Source organism: Brasilonema angustatum (assembly GCF_059505445.1).
In genome coordinates this window covers 271,606-289,952 of sequence record NZ_JCACKO010000102.1, presented here as the reverse complement: position 1 = coordinate 289,952, position 18,347 = coordinate 271,606, and the positions used below count along the sequence as shown (strand labels likewise).

General features: G+C 42.8%; 19 protein-coding genes. 11 read left to right on the top strand and 8 right to left on the bottom strand.

Annotated features, from left to right (window positions below; genetic code table 11):
* Positions 1-111 precede the first annotated feature (111 nt).
* Positions 112-786, top strand: a complete 675-nt coding sequence (locus AC5JM2_RS17975) for a hypothetical protein (RefSeq protein WP_495836211.1) — start codon at positions 112-114, stop codon at positions 784-786.
* A 521-nt stretch (positions 787-1,307) separates the two neighbouring features.
* Here AC5JM2_RS17975 and AC5JM2_RS17970 read toward each other — a convergent pair.
* Positions 1,308-2,594 (bottom strand): glutamyl-tRNA reductase, encoded by a 1,287-nt coding sequence (locus AC5JM2_RS17970; protein WP_495836210.1) that lies wholly within the window; start codon positions 2,592-2,594, stop codon positions 1,308-1,310.
* Between the two features lie 79 nt (positions 2,595-2,673).
* Positions 2,674-3,714 carry a class II fructose-bisphosphatase gene (gene glpX / locus AC5JM2_RS17965; protein ID WP_495836209.1) on the bottom strand — a complete coding sequence of 347 codons (1,041 nt, stop codon included), beginning with the start codon at positions 3,712-3,714 and terminating at the stop codon, positions 2,674-2,676.
* Between the two features lie 714 nt (positions 3,715-4,428).
* On the opposite strand from glpX, the gene AC5JM2_RS17960 reads away from it, so the two are divergent.
* The 7 genes from AC5JM2_RS17960 (at position 4,429) to grxD (ending at position 8,683) form a co-directional block, all read left to right on the top strand.
* Positions 4,429-4,656, top strand: coding sequence for a hypothetical protein (locus AC5JM2_RS17960; protein WP_495836208.1), 228 nt, complete (start codon positions 4,429-4,431; stop codon positions 4,654-4,656).
* A gap of 347 nt (positions 4,657-5,003) precedes the next feature.
* A complete protein-coding gene (gene grxC / locus AC5JM2_RS17955; RefSeq protein ID WP_495836207.1) occupies positions 5,004-5,318 on the top strand; it encodes a glutaredoxin 3 in 315 nt (104 codons plus the stop codon).
* A gap of 19 nt (positions 5,319-5,337) precedes the next feature.
* Positions 5,338-5,823, top strand: a complete 486-nt coding sequence (gene tadA, locus AC5JM2_RS17950) for a tRNA adenosine(34) deaminase TadA (RefSeq protein ID WP_495836206.1) — start codon at positions 5,338-5,340, stop codon at positions 5,821-5,823.
* 111 nt (positions 5,824-5,934) lie between these two features.
* Positions 5,935-6,708 carry a lysophospholipid acyltransferase family protein gene (locus AC5JM2_RS17945; RefSeq protein WP_495836205.1) on the top strand — a complete coding sequence of 258 codons (774 nt, stop codon included), beginning with the start codon at positions 5,935-5,937 and terminating at the stop codon, positions 6,706-6,708.
* Between the two features lie 303 nt (positions 6,709-7,011).
* A complete protein-coding gene (locus AC5JM2_RS17940; RefSeq protein ID WP_495836204.1) occupies positions 7,012-7,677 on the top strand; it encodes a hypothetical protein in 666 nt (221 codons plus the stop codon).
* Positions 7,678-8,034: 357 nt separating this feature from the next.
* Positions 8,035-8,286, top strand: coding sequence for a BolA family protein (locus AC5JM2_RS17935; RefSeq protein WP_495836203.1), 252 nt, complete (start codon positions 8,035-8,037; stop codon positions 8,284-8,286).
* A gap of 73 nt (positions 8,287-8,359) precedes the next feature.
* Positions 8,360-8,683 carry a Grx4 family monothiol glutaredoxin gene (gene grxD / locus AC5JM2_RS17930; RefSeq protein WP_169263482.1) on the top strand — a complete coding sequence of 108 codons (324 nt, stop codon included), beginning with the start codon at positions 8,360-8,362 and terminating at the stop codon, positions 8,681-8,683.
* 236 nt (positions 8,684-8,919) lie between these two features.
* Here grxD and AC5JM2_RS17925 read toward each other — a convergent pair whose 3' ends face one another.
* Positions 8,920-9,162: a DUF6761 family protein gene (locus AC5JM2_RS17925; protein ID WP_495836202.1), complete on the bottom strand. Its 243-nt coding sequence runs from the start codon at positions 9,160-9,162 to the stop codon at positions 8,920-8,922.
* A gap of 560 nt (positions 9,163-9,722) precedes the next feature.
* On the opposite strand from AC5JM2_RS17925, the gene AC5JM2_RS17920 reads away from it, so the two are divergent.
* Both AC5JM2_RS17920 and AC5JM2_RS17915 read left to right on the top strand, forming a co-directional pair.
* On the top strand, positions 9,723-10,490 hold the full coding sequence (locus AC5JM2_RS17920; protein ID WP_495836201.1) for a response regulator transcription factor: 768 nt from the start codon (positions 9,723-9,725) through the stop codon (positions 10,488-10,490).
* Positions 10,491-10,584: 94 nt separating this feature from the next.
* Positions 10,585-10,947 carry a hypothetical protein gene (locus AC5JM2_RS17915; RefSeq protein WP_495836200.1) on the top strand — a complete coding sequence of 121 codons (363 nt, stop codon included), beginning with the start codon at positions 10,585-10,587 and terminating at the stop codon, positions 10,945-10,947.
* Here AC5JM2_RS17915 and AC5JM2_RS17910 read toward each other — a convergent pair.
* From AC5JM2_RS17910 to AC5JM2_RS17895, 4 genes are all read right to left on the bottom strand, one after another.
* A complete protein-coding gene (locus AC5JM2_RS17910; protein WP_495836241.1) occupies positions 10,892-11,671 on the bottom strand; it encodes an ABC transporter ATP-binding protein in 780 nt (259 codons plus the stop codon). The two genes, AC5JM2_RS17915 and AC5JM2_RS17910, sit on opposite strands and share 56 nt — an antisense overlap.
* 187 nt (positions 11,672-11,858) lie before the next feature.
* On the bottom strand, positions 11,859-12,425 hold the full coding sequence (locus tag AC5JM2_RS17905; RefSeq protein ID WP_495836199.1) for a hypothetical protein: 567 nt from the start codon (positions 12,423-12,425) through the stop codon (positions 11,859-11,861).
* Positions 12,426-12,525: 100 nt separating this feature from the next.
* The gene (locus AC5JM2_RS17900) at positions 12,526-12,963 is read right to left on the bottom strand and encodes a DUF4079 domain-containing protein (RefSeq protein ID WP_495836198.1); all 438 of its coding nucleotides are present in this window, start codon (positions 12,961-12,963) and stop codon (positions 12,526-12,528) included.
* Between the two features lie 116 nt (positions 12,964-13,079).
* Complete coding sequence (locus AC5JM2_RS17895) at positions 13,080-13,472, bottom strand: DUF1830 domain-containing protein (RefSeq protein ID WP_495836197.1); 393 nt, start codon at positions 13,470-13,472, stop codon at positions 13,080-13,082.
* A 1,188-nt stretch (positions 13,473-14,660) separates the two neighbouring features.
* Here AC5JM2_RS17895 and AC5JM2_RS17890 point away from each other — a divergent pair.
* Positions 14,661-16,232 (top strand): photosystem II high light acclimation radical SAM protein, encoded by a 1,572-nt coding sequence (locus AC5JM2_RS17890; RefSeq protein WP_495836196.1) that lies wholly within the window; start codon positions 14,661-14,663, stop codon positions 16,230-16,232.
* Positions 16,233-16,245: 13 nt separating this feature from the next.
* On the opposite strand, the gene AC5JM2_RS17885 is transcribed toward AC5JM2_RS17890, so the two are convergent.
* Positions 16,246-18,183, bottom strand: coding sequence for a DUF3857 domain-containing protein (locus tag AC5JM2_RS17885; RefSeq protein ID WP_495836195.1), 1,938 nt, complete (start codon positions 18,181-18,183; stop codon positions 16,246-16,248).
* Between the last annotated feature and the right edge of the window lie 164 nt (positions 18,184-18,347).

Here is an 18,347-nt window from a genome sequence, read left to right as displayed (position 1 = left end):
TAATAAATCTTAATTTTCTGGAACGTAGAATTGCTATCATCTCACACTTTCATTGACACAAAAGGAACAAGATTGATAGAATTTCTGGAAAATTGAAAAACATTTTTATTGATGAAAAAGCAAAAGTGTGGTGTTTGGTTAGGTGGGGTCGCATTTATCAGTCTTTCCCCCTTAGTTCTTGTGGCTGGACAGACTCGCGCATCGGCGGCTTGTCCGCTTCCAGACTCCATTTCAGATCAAGCTACCGTTATTGCGTCGTTCTTGAACTCTGAATGTACAAAACAAACCCTAAGCCAAGAAACAACTTATTATCGCTATTACAATAATGATAACACCTATAAATTTGGTAGATATTTAACAAGTAATTTTTATGACAGTAGTAATGGTAAAACGACATTAGATGTCATTCAAGAGTTGGCTTTAGCTCAATACTTCGGACCTCCTCCTAATTTAGCGCAATTGAGAGAAACAGTAACTTTACCAGCTGGTTTAGATGTCTACATTGGTATTGCTGGTCCTCAACCTCCTAATGTTTGCTACCCAGGTGGTGCCACACAAGCTTTTATAGAAAATACAAGAACTCCAGGTGTTTCATTTGTTTTTGATGGCAATGTACCTGATGGAGGTTCCTTGTCCGCAAATTGCTATACTGCTACTGCAGCAAAACCTATTCCTGAACCCTCTCCTCTGTTTGCCATAGGTGTGCTTGCAACAATTGGTTTGGCTGCTACTTTCAATCGCACTTTAATGGAGTCTAAAACGAAACAAATAGCAAATAGTTACTAGATGTGAGAGCGAAAAGAAAGCTACGATCTGAAATACTTAGCACCTGTATGGGTTTGTGACCTCAACTCATCGGAATATTGCTTTATTGGCTGCTGCTTGGCACAAGATGGATACAAAAAAACCCCCACAACCATATCGATTGTAGGGGCTTACAACTACTATGAACAAGATGTGCGAGGAATTCCCGCCCAAGGATAGCGGGTACATGCGTGCCATCTTTATTTACTTAGGGATGGGTGAACTGGTGTTATGCACTCTTTAACCCAGTTCGGTGGAATTCCTCACCTGCTTATGCGGTGGGGTAGTTCACGGATGAAATTATCCATACCATAAGTCCTGATCGCCAAATTTACTAAGTAACCGCCATCTTCCCCGAAGCAGTGCCAACTGAAGGTAGGCGTTGTTTGAAAAATGCGATATCGCGTCTCATATCTTTGACGCCGAAACGGGCAAGCTATTGAGTGCACAAGTTGGCTGCAAAATAGAAAATTATCAGTACTATCACCCTTTACCAGCTACTGCTAGCTAAACTGTTCGCCCGCCTCTAAGTTAAATAACATTTGTAAAGTTTGCATACACAGGCGTCTTGCTTCAACATCTTGCTGAGCTCGCAGCTGCACCATTGGGTCGTGTAAAATTTTGTTAACAATGCCTCGTGTCAAGGCTTCGATGACTTCTTGATGTTTTTCGCCAAATTCTGAACCCAATCTCGACAATGCTTTTTCTAGTTCTTGTTCGCGGATAGTTTCAACTTTATTTCGCAAACAACTAATTGTGGTGACTGTTTCGAGCGATCGCCACCAAACATCAAAAGCTTCCGTCTCCTGTTCTAAGAGTCCTTCTGCTTCCTGCGCCATTTTGCGGCGACTTTCTTGGTTTTGTGCAACGACTGCCTTTAAATCATCCACATTAAACGCCTGTACGTTTGCCAATCCGTTAACATCAGCATGAACGTTACGTGGTACCGAAATATCAATCAACATCAAAGGTTGACTGGGTTCCAAAACCATCTCTAATTTAGTGCGGTCAAGAATCGGCTCTAGAGAAGATGTGCTTGTAAATACTAAATCACTTTCGGTAATTACGCTCATCATTTCCGAAAGCAAGCAAGTTTTGATCGGTTGTCCGGGGAAGTGCTTTGCCAATTCCTGCGCCCGCCCCAGAGAGCGATTTAAGATACAAATTTGATCAGCGCCTTTGGATAGTAGGTGTTGTACTAGCAAGCGTGACATTTTGCCAGCACCTAAAATTGCCACCCGAGATGCCGTTAAATTTACTAATTTCATCTGCGCTAACTCCACAGCCGCCGAACTGATGGAGACAGCGCCAGTGCCAATGCTGGTTTCGGTGCGAACCCGTTTGCCTGCTGTAATGGCTTGTTTAAATAAGCGATTTAAAACTGTTTTTATACCGTTGAACTGCTGTCCTAGTTTGTGAGTGTGTTTCACTTGAGCGAGAATTTGACCTTCTCCCAAAACCAGGCTATCTAAACCAGAAGCAACACGCATCAAGTGCATGACTGCATCTTGATGGAGTAAAACAAACAAATCTTGCCGTAAAGATATGACTGGTAATTTACTGTGTTCAGAAAGAAACTGAGTCACTTCCCGAATTCCCTGTTCGGTTTCTTGGGCAACAACGTAAATTTCCAGGCGGTTACAAGTGCTTAGTATTGCGACTTCTTCAATATGAGGATAGCTGAGCAAGTGCGCGATCGCACCTTCAATTTGTGGTTCTGGAACACTCAGTTTTTCCCGAACTTCTACCGGGGCTGTTTTATGGCTTAACCCCACCACTGCTATATTCATTTGCTAAATCTTAGTTACTAATTGAGAATTGGGAATAGCGTAAAGGGAAAAGGGTAACCCCTTTTCCCTTTTTCAAAAATTAGTGCAATTGCAATTCCTTGGGTTGGCGAGAAAGCATGTGGATAGTGTCCACGAATCGGGCAGTACGGGATTGGTTAGAAATTACCAAGCTTTGAGTTCTTGCGCCTCCTGGGAAGAAGCGGACACCTTGCATGAGGTTACCAGTGGTAATTCCACAAGCGGCGAATAAGACGGTTTCACCAGATGCTAGTTCATGAGCATCGTAGACCTTATCGGGGTCATTGATATTCATAGACTTCAGCCGGTCAAGGTTAGCTTCCTTGCTTTCGCCAATCAAACCAGTCTTGACGATGGCTGGATCGTAAATGAGTTGACCTTGGAAGTGACCACCCAAAGCACGCATTGCGGCGGCGGAAATAACGCCTTCTGGGGCAGCACCAATTCCCATCAGGGCATGAATGTTGGTTCCAGAAAAACCACAAGATATAGCTGCGCCTACGTCACCATCAGAAATCAGCTGGACTCTTGCTCCTGCGTCCCGAATTTCTTTGATCAAGTCGTTATGGCGTTCACGCTTCATCACCACGACAACAAGTTCGTCGATGCCTCTATCTAGACACTCAGAGAGAATCTTCAGGTTTTCAGTGGCAGATTTGTTGATGTCCACCTTGCCCTTGGCAGCTGGGGGAGCTGCGATCTTCTTCATGTAGAAGTCTGGCGCAGCAAACAAACCACCTTTTTGGGAAATTGCCAAAACAGCCATTGACCCTGGTTGACCGTAAGCTACAAGGTTAGTACCCTCACAAGGGTCAACAGCAATATCAATTTCAATCAGTTCATCGGGGTTACAGAAATTTTTGGCATCTGGCTGGCTACAAATACCAACTTCTTCCCCGATATAAAGCATGGGCGCGTCATCGCGTTCGCCTTCCCCAATCACGATGCGACCACGCATATAAATTTTATTCATCCGTTCCCGCATGGCTTCTACAGCCACTTCGTCAGCGGTATTTTTTTCGCCTTTTCCCATCCAGCGTGCGGATGCGATCGCGGCTTGCTCAACAACTTCAATAATTTCTAACCCAAGTGTATTTTCCACAAACTCTGCCCTCTCGGTTGCTTGATTTTGCGTCGTTCTAGAAACCTGTTTCAGTTTTCAAGTCTACCAAAGGGCGGATACCTGTGGGGATACTTATGGAAAATAGTATCACTATCCGCTATGTTAAGTTTTGCTTCTTTTGACTTGCCATAGCACTAAACGACACATTTTCTTACTCAGATCATATACCAAAAAGTTTACACAAAATTATGTTTTTTTAATAATTTCACTTGACTTTTGCAATGAAGTTTATGTCAAGTTGCAGTCAAAGGTATCTCTAGACCAATACAGTTGGTGATCAGTCTTTTTTCTCTCGCTCTCTAACCCAAGCACTCAATAACTGCCTGCCTCAATGCATAAACTTCTTAAGTTAACCCTATTACAGGGAAGGCTCTGCTGTAACAAAGAGCGCTCGTTACCAGGCTCAGCCTCTTGTTGAGAATCGTGCAATATTTCATCGCAACTTTCTTTTGAACTTTACCTAAATTTAGCTGACTTTGGTTGTATCTACATATCGCCAACTAATTTTCTGACCTAGGAGTGAAAGTCTGTAAACTGAGGAGCATTTTACTGTTTGTCATGGTCTGACTTGACTTTTGCAACAAACTTGGTTGCAAATTGGATTCAAACGTATTTTTACACTCTTACTGTCAAACAAAATACTAAAAAAGATTTCTGAAATAGAACCATTTTGAAGAACGGAGAAAAATTTATATGTCAATTGAAATATCAATCGCATTATTTTCTTATCTTTTGGGTGTTATTATTCAATGGGTTGGATTTAGACCAAAATTCAGAGAATTAGACGAATACGCAAATTTTCCCATAATTTGGGCAGCAAAAAAAGTCACAATGATTGCTTGCTTTCTGGAAGCTTTGACCTGGCCTTATAGTTTGATTTTAGAGAATGAACTTATCTTAGAAAAAAACGAAACGAAGTAAAAAAAACTCTGTAACGCTAGGCAATATAAAAAGCTCCTGCTTTCCTACACCCCCACCCCCTAAGCCCTGCGGGCACGCTGAGTCCCAAGGGGACACGCTGCGCGAACGCGAACGGGGAATTCAAAATTCGCTCATTCAAAAGTCAAAATTAATACTTTTGAACGCCAGGTGCTTTATGCCGGGAGACCCGTCCACCGCACTGGCTCCTTTTGACTTGATACTTTTAACTTGTTTTGCCCCTACACCCCTACACCCCTATCCCCCTGCACCCAAGCGCTCTGTTGTGCCAACCATGAATTAGGCTAAATAATAGATGGTAATGATTCACAAAAAACTTTAAAAACATTATGCTGAATTCTCTTAACACTGTACTAGGTCGCCATCCTGAGCGTATAAAAGCCAATGTTGAAATCTACACCTGGCAAACTTGCCCATATTGCATTCGCGCTAAGATGCTGTTGTGGTGGAAAGGAGTAAAATTCACGGAATACAAAATTGATGGTAACGAAGCAGCCAGAGTAAACATGGCAGAACGTGCCAATGGACGCCGTAGTGTACCGCAAATTTTTATTAACAATCAGCACATCGGTGGTTGTGATGACCTTTATCAGCTAGATACGCAAGCTCAATTAGACCCCATTCTTAGTCAGTCGGCTGTTTAGCTGGTTCCGCAATCAGAATATGTCTCTCGATTACTCAGAATATCTTGTACATCGGCAGTGGATGAGTCGCGCCTTAGACTTAGCACAAATAGCGGGTGATGCAGATGAAGTTCCTGTAGGTGCTGTTGTTATTGATTCGTCTGGAAGTTTGATTGCAGAAGGAGAAAACAGAAAAGAACGTGACAATGATCCTACCGCTCACGCAGAAATTATTGCAATTAGAGCAGCGGCTCAAAAGTTACGAACTTGGCGTCTTAACCAATGCACCCTTTACGTCACTCTGGAACCGTGTCCGATGTGTGCAGGTGCAATTGTACAGGCACGTATAAAACTTTTAGTCTATGGAGTGGACGACCCCAAAACTGGTGCAATTCGTACCGTTGCCAATATCCCCGATAGCGCTGCTTCCAATCACCGCTTGCGTGTGATTGGGGGTATTTTAGAATACTCCTGTCGTCAGCAATTGCAAGTTTGGTTTGCAAGACGGCGACAAATTTCTAACTAACGGACAGAGATAAAACTGTCCACGGGGTGCTACACAAGTCACGGAAGAAAATCTACGGTGTAACTAGCAAAGTCTTGAATGTATTCAACCTAACAGCCAGTAGCCACCGTCATGATTTCCTTAAACTCTTGCTCTGATACTCCGTGTGATCATCCTGCTACTACGCCAGAAAGTGCTAAGGTGGCTGAAATAACAACTTCTCAGATTTCTCCTTGGTTAAGTCCCTTAATGTATTTCTTGGGAGGTCATGTTGTTCTTCCATTTTTCTTTGGAGAAATTAAAGTCACTGGACAAGAAAATCTTCCTCAAACTGGTCCTGTTATTCTAGCTCCCACACATCGAACACGTTGGGATTCACTGGTATTATCGTATGCAGCCGGTCGCTGCGTAACTGGACGAGATTTGCGATTCATGGTCACGATTACTGAATGCCAAGGGTTGCAAGGCTGGTTTGTTCGACGTTTAGGGGGGTTCTCTGTAGATCCTCAACGCCCCTCAATCACAACTCTCCGTTATAGTATTGAACTTCTTGAGGAGGGCGAAATGTTAGTGATTTTCCCAGAGGGAAATATTTTTCGCGACACGAATGTTCACCCGTTAAAGCCAGGAATTGCTCGTCTGGCTTTGAGTGCTGAATCTAGTCATCCTGGGTTAGGCATAAAAATTATACCCATCGGCATCCATTACAGCGAACCTTACCCTACATGGGGTACGGATGTGAGTATTCACATTGGAACCGCAATCGATGTAGCAGATTACACTAGTTTTTCCTTGAAACAGGATGCTAAGCGTCTTACAGGTGATTTAACAATGGCTCTTCAAAAATTAAGCCATCAGGAATCACAAATCATTCCTCGTGCTTTTGCAGAAATTGCAAATACTTAACAAACACGTACACTTTTGTAACAATACCTGCTGATTGTGAAAGGGAATTGAGTCAATTTCTAAATCATATTTTAGTCCGATCAAGCAATTAGCATTCTTAGTTGAAAAACCAGAGGAATTTTTGCGTTTGTTCATAGGGGCAATTTAGGTACTATCTAGAAGCAATGGGAACCTGATTTCATGGATGTTCAGTCTAAATCAGGGAAACCGAATATGAGACTTTGTTTTGCCAAAGTTCAAAACAGAGTTAAGATACCCCAAGTTTCCATAACTGTTTTTTTAGTTACCTCTTTAAATGACCTCATGAACTCGTCTGCAACCATTCTTATATTTCGCTTCACTTCCTTAGCAGTGATAGCAACCCTGGGTCTGTTATCACCTGTTCATGCTCAAGTACAGTTACCCACCGGGTCTAGCCAACAACAACCCATTGATCCGAACAATCCAAATAACCTTCGTCCCACAGCACAAAATAACAGCCTTTTGAGCCTTGACGGAGGGAAGCGTCTCATGGCAGAGGCAAGTAATGCAGTTTCTTCCCAAAACTACGACACCGCAGCAAAAAAACTTCAAGAAGCACGAGCCGTGTTTAATCAGCTGTCTAATTTCTATCAAGAATTAAATTCTAGTTTTTCTGGAATTGACAATAAAGTTGCTGATGCTCAACGAAAAAAAGCGCTAGAAACTGCCCAAATGCGAGATGAAGCTACCTACCAGCTAGCATTGGTACATAGAGCGCAAAATAAGCCAGAATTAGCTGTACCGTTACTTGTTCAAATAGTTAAGAGTCAAAACCCCACACGTGATTTAGGTAAGAAAGCATATCAGCAGTTATTGGAATTAGGCTTTGTGGATGCTCCGTTTTCTACAGGGGCAGGTAGCGCTTCCTCCTCGCCCTCTGGTGCTTCCTCTTCTTCCCCTCAAAAGAACCCTCAAAAGATCCCTCAAAAGAACCCTCAAAAGAAATAATCGAATTACCTCTGTCCTTTGCTCACCACTGCCCCTAATCCCCACTTGTCATTCATCGAAATGATAAGATGAGATTATTGGCGATGGTGAGAAGTTTTGATGTTTGATACCGAGTTGGGTTCTGACGATGTTATTCTTTGACCAAGCCTTAGAATATCGCCGCAGGCCAAGCGCTAACGTGCACGTTCAGCGGTAGTTTCTCCTCATAAGGCACGCTTAACTGTATTTCGTTCGCTTGTCACGACAAGTTACCTCTTTGACTGCAACTTACTATAAGTCTCTATTAAGATAGATTTTAAATTGCCCAAATGCGGGAGTTACAATCCCTATTAAGCTTTGAAATGATTAGGAATTGCGATGATGAATCCGCAGCAAGTGGAAGAAATGATAAAGATACAACTGCCAGACGCTCTAGTTCAAGTCCAGGACTTGACTGGAGGCGGTGATCACTATCAAGTGACAGTCGTTTCATCGCAGTTTGCAAATAAAGGACTAGTACAACAGCACCAATTAGTTTATGGTGCGCTTAAGCAAGCTATGTCAAGTGAAGCGATCCATGCCTTAGCACTAAAAACATATACTCCCGATGCTTGGGAAAATAATCATTAGTTAAAACTAATGATGCAAGGCGAAAGACAACACCAGGAACTAGACTAAAAGCAAATCAGGAAACAAAAAGACCATGACGCCAGAACTTAAAGAGCGAATTGATCATTTAGTAAAACAAAACAAGATTTTGGTTTTCATGAAAGGAACCAAGTTAATGCCCCAATGTGGTTTTTCTAACAACGTGGTACAAATCCTAAATACGTTGGGAGTTCCTTTCGAGACGGTGGATGTTTTGGCTGACTACGAAATCCGTCAAGGAATTAAAGAGTATTCCAACTGGCCAACAATTCCCCAAGTCTATATCAACGGTGAATTCGTTGGTGGTTCGGACGTCCTCATTGAACAGTACCAGAAAGGCGAATTGCAGCAAATAGTGGAAGTAGCACTTGCTTCCTGAAATCAAGCATATTGCAGTTAGTTCTTAATAAAGACAGTCCTAGGTGCTGAGTGTTGAGTAATGAGTGATCTGACCCATCAGTTCACTCATTATTCACAACCGATTACTTAGAACTGTTTTGTTCGCAATTGTAAAGAAGTATTTCCAAAAGTTCTCATCACGGCCACGCAGATAATCACGTATGCTATAATTACCTGCGTTGAGGTACTGGTACTATTGCTAAAAAAAGCAAGATATTAATAGTAATCCAGTTCTGGTTGCGTCATTGTGAAGTTTGAAACATCGTGCAAGTAGCGATTAGCCTCCTCTTCTAAGCGATGAATCAGATACGGTTCAATAGCGTTACCGTGTTGCAGTGCGGCTATATAGCCATCCAAATACATCCGCATATCATCCATGCGATAACCGCGATTCCATAACTCGACGAAGGCGTCAGTTAGTCTTTGGTAATAGCGGATGGTTTGTGTGTCTTGGAGCATAACTGCTGTTGGAAAACTGTCTGGAATAGAGGATTGTAATTTATTCGAGTACCTAAGGAAAGTCTCACTTTCAGTTTGGCATTAACTAAAAGACGATATCTCCCCTAATGGAAAAATCTCGATCGGCTACAGACTATCTCGATCCTATTCCATAAAACAGGAAATATGATTATCAGGTAAGCTATTGTTATAATTGCCTCAAGCAATAACTTAACTGACTTCGAGAGCATGAGTACCAATCTGTAGCGCTACATCAAATATGCTTCCACCGCAAAGCTGAAAAACTTTTTTGGCAAAGGTTAGCTTATTTAGTGAGACTTCCTTGGTAAATGGCACCCATATCGAGAGCAGAGTTTGTAATCAAAAGCGTTTTCACTAAGTCTAACAAAAATTTAAGATTATTACTAACTTGGCTTTGGACAACGCGTTAATTAAACGCTTTTCCTGTATTGATATTAGTAAATATGAATCTAATAACAATTGAGGTAACAAGGATTACAAAACCTAAGACATAGGCTTTGTTACCTTGAAATTTATGCACGCTAAGGGGTCTTGCCACCGTGGGTTCGGTTTGTATTGAAATCATTGAGGGAAATCCCCATCTGAGGTCATTGCTTGGCTGGCACTTGCAACAACTGGACTATCGGGTGCATCAAGCCGCAAGTATTTACCAAGCTAGAGAAGTGTTTTTAAGCCATCAACCGACACTGGTTATTCTGGATGCCGACTTACCTGATGGTGACGGTATTGAGTTCTGCCGTTGGTTACATCGTCAACAACAGCCTTTGATTCTAATGCTATCTGCCCGTAATAATGAGGCTGATATTGTGGGTGGTTTAAAAGCGGGAGCAGATGACTACCTCTGCAAACCTTTTGGGATGCAGGAATTTCTTGCACGGGTTGAGGCACTTATTCGCCGTAAGCGCACACCTGTTGCACCAGCTTATTTAGATTATGGTGCTTTGCAAATTGATTTGGTACAGCGTCGCGTTCGCATCCTCGGGGAGTTTATCGACTTAACTCCTCAGGAATTCAGTTTACTTTACGTTTTGGCACAAGCTGGAGGAGTTCCTTTAAGTCGATCAGAACTGTTACGCCGTGCTTGGCCTGATGCTATAGATAATCCACGCACCATTGATACTCATGTTTTATCATTACGGAAAAAAGTAGAATTAGATCCCCGCCAACCTAGTTTTATTCAAACTATCCGCAATGTAGGATACAGATTTAACACGGAAATTTTAAATGCTAATATTCCAAACTCGTCAACAAAGTTACCTAAAGAAAGATTCAGTAATCAACGTTCTATACTCAGTACTCAGCGTTGAGACAGAGGAACAAGAAGAGTAAATAATTCGCTCATCACCGATAGCGTTTGCGCAGCGTCCCTCTTAGGGACTAGCGTGCCCGTTAGGCGCAGCCGTGGCGTTAGCCATAGGGCATAGATTTGAGTCTCCTCCACCAGACGCTGCGCGAACGGAGGAAACCTCCCGCAGTCGCCACAACGGGACGCCACATGCTACAAGTCGGCACAGCCGACGGCAGATGCTTCAAGCCGGGAAACCCGGACGCCAGACGCCTACGGAGGGAGACCCTCCTGTAGCGCTGGCTCTCCAACGCACTGCCTCCCCAACGCAGTGGCTCAAGAACCCCAACGCCAGATCCCTCTGTCGGGAAACCCTCCTGCTGCACTGGCTCCGCAAGGGGCTGCTCTTTGCTCAAACTTCTCTCAAAATTCAAATTCGTTTTGGACTTTTGCTTGCGTTAACTTTTCTCTTAAGTTAGCCCAACTTATTTCAGACGCTTCTTGATTGACAAGTAAGCGACCTTGTTGTAAACATAAAAGCCGTGTACAAAACTTATAAGCTACCTCTAGCTGGTGATTGATCATAACAACCGTTGTTTGATAATTTTGAGTCAACTGGCTCAAAATTTCCACCAGATGGTTAGCCTGATTTACATCTAGGGCAGAAGTCGGTTCATCTAACAATAAAATTTTTGGTTGAATAACTAAAGCACGGGCGATCGCCACAAGCTGTCGTTGACCTAAAGAAAGCTGCACCTCAGTCCGCGTTAACCATTCATCTGGAATTTGCAACTGTTCTATCCAGTGACTCACGCGTTGCTGAATTGTTTGTTTGGGTAAACCACGCAAAACCAGGGGATAAGCCAAAGCTTCTTTTACTGTCATTCCTAATAGCTTCGGCTCTTGGGATACCAGTGTCACTATGGAGCGTAGCTGCAATACAGGAATTTCGGAATACTCCTGATTCTCCAGATAAATTTTACCGCTTGTAGGTTCACTCAAACGGTTCAGCAAGCGCAATAAATAAGTTTTTCCTGCACCAGATAGTCCAACAATAGCAACGCGTTCTCCCTCAAATACCTCAAAGGAAATATCCTGTAATATTGGATATCCCAATTGGTTATCCTGACTCTGGGTTTTCAGGCTGGCAAAAAGACTGACTTGTTCTAGTCGCAGTTGTGTTTTGAGGGCAAGTTTCCCTATCTGCGTGTCTTGTTGAATTTCCAAATTTAACCTTTGTTGTGGTAATTGTCCTTTTAGTCTCACTCCAATTTAGCAAGCCGCAGATAACGGATGTAGCAAATAGTTAGTGTTTGGGTTATGCCCTTAATAACTTATTCGTTACATCCGCCGTACTGTAGATTCTCGATTGCCTACTTTAGGTGAAACTCTAATTTATGTTGCCTTGTGCTAACGCTGTGGTGATTGTCCAACCATCAACTAATAGCAGCAATAGCGTCAAAAAAAGTAAAATTAAATACATCCACGGTTGTGCTAAGGGATAGACATCTGTCGTATCTACCTGTGTCTTCTGTTGCACAAATTTCACCAAACGGGCAAACCCAACCACACGCATTGGTAGCAAGTAAGCTTTTCCTTCGTGAGTCAGGAAGTAGTAAACGATTCCTCCTTGACCAGTTGTGCGGGGTTTTAACTCTTTTACTTGAGACCAAGGTAAAGACCAGCCTTTGCGGAAAAAACGTGGCACCCACTGAGGATAAGTTAGCTGAATTCCTTGGTCATCTACAATTACACGTTCACTCAACGCTGCATACAGACCAATAAAACCGATGATAATACCCACCCATAACAACGCTGGTGGTACTGGCGCTGCTGTTACCTGCGAGAGGAAAGGTAAGGGTGTGGTAAGTGCCACATATAGACACAAAAGTGTGATCCTAATTAAAGGAGATAGTCGAAAAACAGAAGATGAAGTATCGGCTGAGTTTGCTGTCACGGCTCCATCATGATCGTTGTACTTTAAATTAATATTAGCTGCTAATAACGTGAGAGCAATTTTTCATGGCCATTTAATTAGCGAACTGAATCGTGATTGATCATGGTAAGTACTTTTGTACGACACTCCAGCCTGTTAACGATACCCAAGCAAAGCCAAAAAACAGGACAATATTAGCACTTATGTGGATACGTCTAGCCCAAAGTCGTCTAGCATTGATGAGCAATGCACTTCCAGCAGATAGCAAAACTAGCACCACTGCTGTCAAACCAGCTATCAGATGTGGTGAGTGTCCCAAAGAACCAAAGTGACCTAAAGTGCCAATAATGCCAATCAATAACAAAAGCAGCACTAAACTTACCATGCAACTGCCGATCATATAGTGAAAAGAATGCAGCCAGCTAAGTCCTTCTTGCTGTAGTGTTCTGGCACGAAACATCCAAACACCCGTTATCACTAACAGTAAATAAGCTAGTAGCGATAAACCCATCGACCATGCTGCTATTTTCCATAGCCAAAGAAAAGAAGGTAGGTTCATAGTAAACATTGTAGATGGGACAGTGTAGTGATGGAGGCGATGAGGACATTATTAAACACAAAACAAAAGAGGGTTACTAAGTTCAGTAACCCTCTAACTAAGCAAAATTTGTTTTTTTAATCAATGGATACTAAACCAGCGACTTGTAAGGATTTTATGAAATCTCCGGTTATTGTATTAATTTGCACAATTGGTTTTTTATTGATAGGGTCCATAACTAGTCCTGAATCTGTGTCAAACACAAAACTGTTAGGTTCACTGATTGCAAGGCGATCGCACGGAATTGTATCCGATAAAATTGCACTTGCCATCATGCCGGTGTGAATTTCTAGTTGAGCTTGTCTTGGAGCTTCAAACACTAACCTTTGTCCAGGAAAAACAACCCGTTCAAAGTACCAGTTGGGAATATTGGAGATGCGAGCCACCTGTATTTTACTTGTGGCATTTACGTAACAACAGAACAGTTTTCCCGATTGCTCAGGAGGTAGAGGATCTAATATTTGAGCCATAACTGCTGAGGAGTTTTACGCCACTATTTTATATTACACCAGCAAACCTAGCACTGGCTGATCCCCAGTTGCTGTAACCCCGACTACCAACTGAAGTTTTCTAGATTATTTCTATCTTAAGATGTGCGAGTATATGAAAAATTTGTAAAAATCTATGCCTTTTACGCAATTGTACATTATGCTCCCACAAATATAATGTTCCCTGGTTCACAAAAAAATCACAAAAATTGTGATTGACGTGTCCTCCCTAATCTTCTAAACCACAAATAAAGTATGTGGATCATCCCTTGGCAAAGATAATTGGTGTTATCGTAAAGCTATATGATCTATGAAAATTATTTATATAATCTCGCCAGAGAGACTAGAAATCTGACGGCAAAGTGTGCTTATCTAATTTTCACTGCTTTCAAGAAACACAGGGGTGTAGGGGTATAGGGGAGCCAGTGCCCTTCGGGTTCGCAGTCGCCTAGGTCGGGAGACCCTCCTGCAGCGCCGTCTCACCGTGCGCGGGTTAAGCGCGTTGAGGCATGTGGCGTGAGCCAGTACTTGATGAGGGTCTCTCGACCTAGGTATCTGGTGAGACCAGCGCGAATGACGGCTTTCCCGACCTAGGCGACTGGCGGAGCGCGTTAGCTCCGGCCCCCTTAGGGGCTAGCGGAACCGTTCGGTACGGGGCCGTGCCCGTTAGGCGCAGCCGTGGCGTAAGCCATAGGGCTCAGGTTCTCCCCGATAGCCCTCCGGGGAGAACCTTCGGTTCCGCTTCGCTAACGCCAGTCGCCTGACGCCACATTCTTCAACGGGGGGAACCCCCGCACAGAAGTGGCTCCGGAGGGAGACCCTCCCGCAGCGCTGGACTCACCGTAAGGCGTGGCGTAAGCCATAGGGCGTGAAAAAGGTGTTTCTTTGATTCATAGCGGGTGGTGCGCCGTTATAGTGCCCCTGCTCTTAAGAAACACGCTTAATAGGGAACAAGGAACGCTTAACACCGAAAGAGTGTTTCTTTGATTCATAACGGGCGGTGCGCCTAAGAATGTGGTGCTTTTAATAAACACAATAGACTAATCAATAATCTGGGTGAATGTCAAGTAAAATTAAGATATAGGACAAAAAACAAAATAAACACTTCTTTAAAAGATATTGTTCTCGCCTTCCGTTGAAAACAGCAAGATAGAAGTTAGAAAATTTGTGATGGACAATCGAATTCTCTATGTTCGCCTTCCTTGTAACCCCATCTTTCCTATTGGGGTAGTTTATCTTGCAGATCACGTTCACAAGCTGTTTCCTACAATTGAACAGCGGATTTTTGATTTGGGGACAGTACCGCCTTTAGATTACGCATCCGCTCTGGATCAGTGTATCGATGAATTCAAACCCACACTACTAGTGTATTCATGGCGAGATATCCAAATTTATGCTCCTGTGGGTGGACGTGGTGGTAACCCATTACAATATTCCTTTGAAATTTTCTATGCCAAAAACCCCCTAGTGAAATTACACGGTGCTTTTGGCGGCTTACGGATGCTGACAAGTTACTATGGGGAACTGTGGCGTAACCTCGGATTAATCAAACGTGGTTTGAAACGTGCCCAAAAATATCATCCAGATATCCGCGTCGTTGTGGGTGGTGGTGCTGTGAGTGTATTTTACGAACAGCTTGGTAAAAGTCTACCAAAGGGGACAATTGTTTCTGTGGGTGAGGGCGAAACCTTGCTAGAAAAACTTTTAACTGGAACAGAGTTTAGTTCGGAACGTTGCTACATAGTGGGAGAATCTCAACCACGTACACGCCTGATCCACGAACAACCCACTCCAGTACAAAAAACCGCTTGTAACTACGACTATATCGAAAGCATCTGGTCCGAGTTTAGTTATTACCTACAGGAAGGAGATTTCTACATCGGTGTGCAAACCAAACGTGGTTGTCCCCATAACTGCTGCTATTGCGTTTACACGGTTGTAGAAGGTAAACAGGTACGTATCAATCCTGCGGATGAAGTTGTTGCCGAAATGCGACAACTTTACAATCGGGGCATACGTAACTTCTGGTTTACCGATGCCCAATTCATCCCCGCCCGAAAATTTATCGAAGATGCAGAGGAACTGCTACAGAAAATCATCGATTCCGGAATGACAGATATTCACTGGGCAGCATACATCCGCGCTGACAACCTCACACCAAAGACGTGTGAGTTGATGGTGAAAACTGGGATGAACTACTTTGAAATTGGTATTACCAGTGGTTCTCAAGAACTTGTTCGTAAGATGCGCATGGGCTATAACCTGCGAACAGTCTTACAAAACTGTCGCGACTTAAAAGCTGCTGGATTTAATGAGTTAGTCTCTGTCAACTACTCCTTTAACGTTATTGACGAACGCCCCGAAACTATTCGCCAAACGATCGCCTACCACCGCGAATTAGAAAAAATTTTTGGTGCGGACAAAGTTGAACCTGCGATCTTCTTCATCGGGCTACAACCTCATACCCATTTAGAAGAGTATGCCTTTAAAGAAGGAATCGTTAAACAGGGGTACAATCCAATGAGCCATATGCCCTGGAACGCTAGAAAACTTCTCTGGAATCCCGAACCTCTCGGTTCCTTCTTTGGTGAAGTCTGCTTAGAAGCATGGCGACGCAACCCCAACGACTTCGGACGCGAAGTTATGAAAATTTTAGAGGAAAGAGTCGGCTGTGCTGATTTAGAGGAAGCACTTTGTGCCCCCGTTGAGGTGAAAGAGAAAAAGTTGCTTGCAGTATCATAACCTTTGTCCCCCGTCAACTCTTCCTATCTCCAGCTTGCGGGGGAACATACTGTCTTTCAAATTTTTCTAAAACCATCACACTGCGTGCATCATTAATTGTCTTGTAAATTAAATCTTGGAACGCTGGATATTCTTCAGCACTATAAATATCCTTTTGGAACATTAAATTGCGCTGAACGCGAATGTATCCGTTGCCTACTTCATAACGGCTTTTGTATTCTCCAGCGGCATTTGAGAAGCTTCTATTTTCAGGTAAATGACTGATTTTATATCCAGTAGGTAGTATAATTTTGTACTCCCAACTTCCATTCCCTGCTCCCACAATCAGGGGATACGAACGCTTATTAAATCTGATAAATCCGCGCAGCGATTGTGGATTTATCGTACTAATCCCAAAGGGCGTACTGAAATAAATTTGTTTGTCTATACTGACGGCATAAGGGCTAAGCCATTTGCCCTTGAGTGTCACAGGTTGATCTAGATTATTGAGATCACTAGTTTCTAGGCTACCACTGCCCCCTTCAGGAGTTGCAGCAAGAAGTTTATTGACAATTTGGTCTAGTTTATCGGAAGCAAAGTAGCGCCTATACAAACTGTTAATACTTCCGAAGTATTGCACTTCACTTTGCCCGTTGATGCTTCCATCGTTAGCAATTGTGATTGTACTAGTCATGAAATAGCGATTTTGATTAGCAATGGATTTTGGCGTGTATGCAGTCAGACCTTTTTGTGTTGCCATCACTACAAATTTATTGTGTAAAGAAACATCCAGTTGTCCAAAAGATGCATAATTATCAGTCGGATTTGCAAAAATCTTGTAATCAGGTAGATAAATGATTGCATGATTAAACTGAGAACTTGTTGGTAATGGAACTGTTTGATATATCGAACCCCAGTTAACTAACACAGGCACAGAATTAATACCTTTCGCTTTTAGTAAGGTCTGCATTAAAAGCACATAATCTTTACAATCTCCATAACCATTTCGCAAAATTGCTGTAGAAGTATGGGGTATGTAGCCTGCAGATTCTGTCAGGTAAACGGCAACATATTTAATATTTTGAGCAACCCAGTTATAGATTAATCGTGTCGCTTCAATGCCTTGTTTGTCTCCTGTAATTTTGTCTGCCAGCTTTTTAATTTCTGGTGTCACCACAGCCTTGTCGTGCCAATTCCGCCAAACGATTTTACCCAGTTCCTCCCAACTATCAAGATTGGAAAACACAAAGATAGAATCAACATCTGTAGGATCAACCATGTCATTTTCAGACTGACGGGCTGGCTGGTTGGCAATCACAGCCGTAATTATCCTGCGATCGCCTTGAATTTTATCACTCACCACATAAGCACCCCGCTTTTTCCAGCGCAGTTTGAGTGAAGTTGGTATGGAGATTTGCACGGTTTCCTTAACCGATGACTCTCGAAATGATGGAGTCTCCATGTCGCTAAAGTCAATTGATGGCTTTTTCTGAGTCAGTTTCCATTTAACGAAGGTTTGGCTACCTACCATCAGTTTTGGAAACACCACAGTTGTTGTCATACTGTTGGAAAATCCGGGTGCATCCTGTGACTCCTGGCTTGGGCGGGTGAAAATATTTTCTTCAGTGACTTTGACTTTTTCCCCATTCGGTTGAATCACATAAGCCTCAACTAATTCCAATGATTGAGTGTCAGGAGAATAACTCTGGCTTGCCCGCTGCCAATCTTCAATTCCCTGTGGAGTTAGCAAAGTCATCCGTTGGGCAATCACTTCTGTATAGGTGTAGTCTAGATTGACCTGGTAGTGATTCTCATAGTTGTCCATTCTGGCATTTTCAACCACTGGTTTAGCTGCTGGAGTGGTTGGCTGTTTTTCCGTGGTAGTACCTGCTGTTTGAACTGGAGTTTGAACCTTCCCGTTAGGAGTTTGGGAACTTAAAAGCTGTCTAACCTCAGTGCCATAGGCTTTCATAGGCACTATACTTAAGAATATGCCGTAAATTAAAGTAATATTTAGTCTTAGTATTTTTTGGACGAATTTCATTAGGAATTTTCGTATTTTTTATGGTGATAAACTTGTCAATAGTAATACACTATCCTCAGTTGTCTTCAATCCTGTTTTTTGTAAGCGCACAG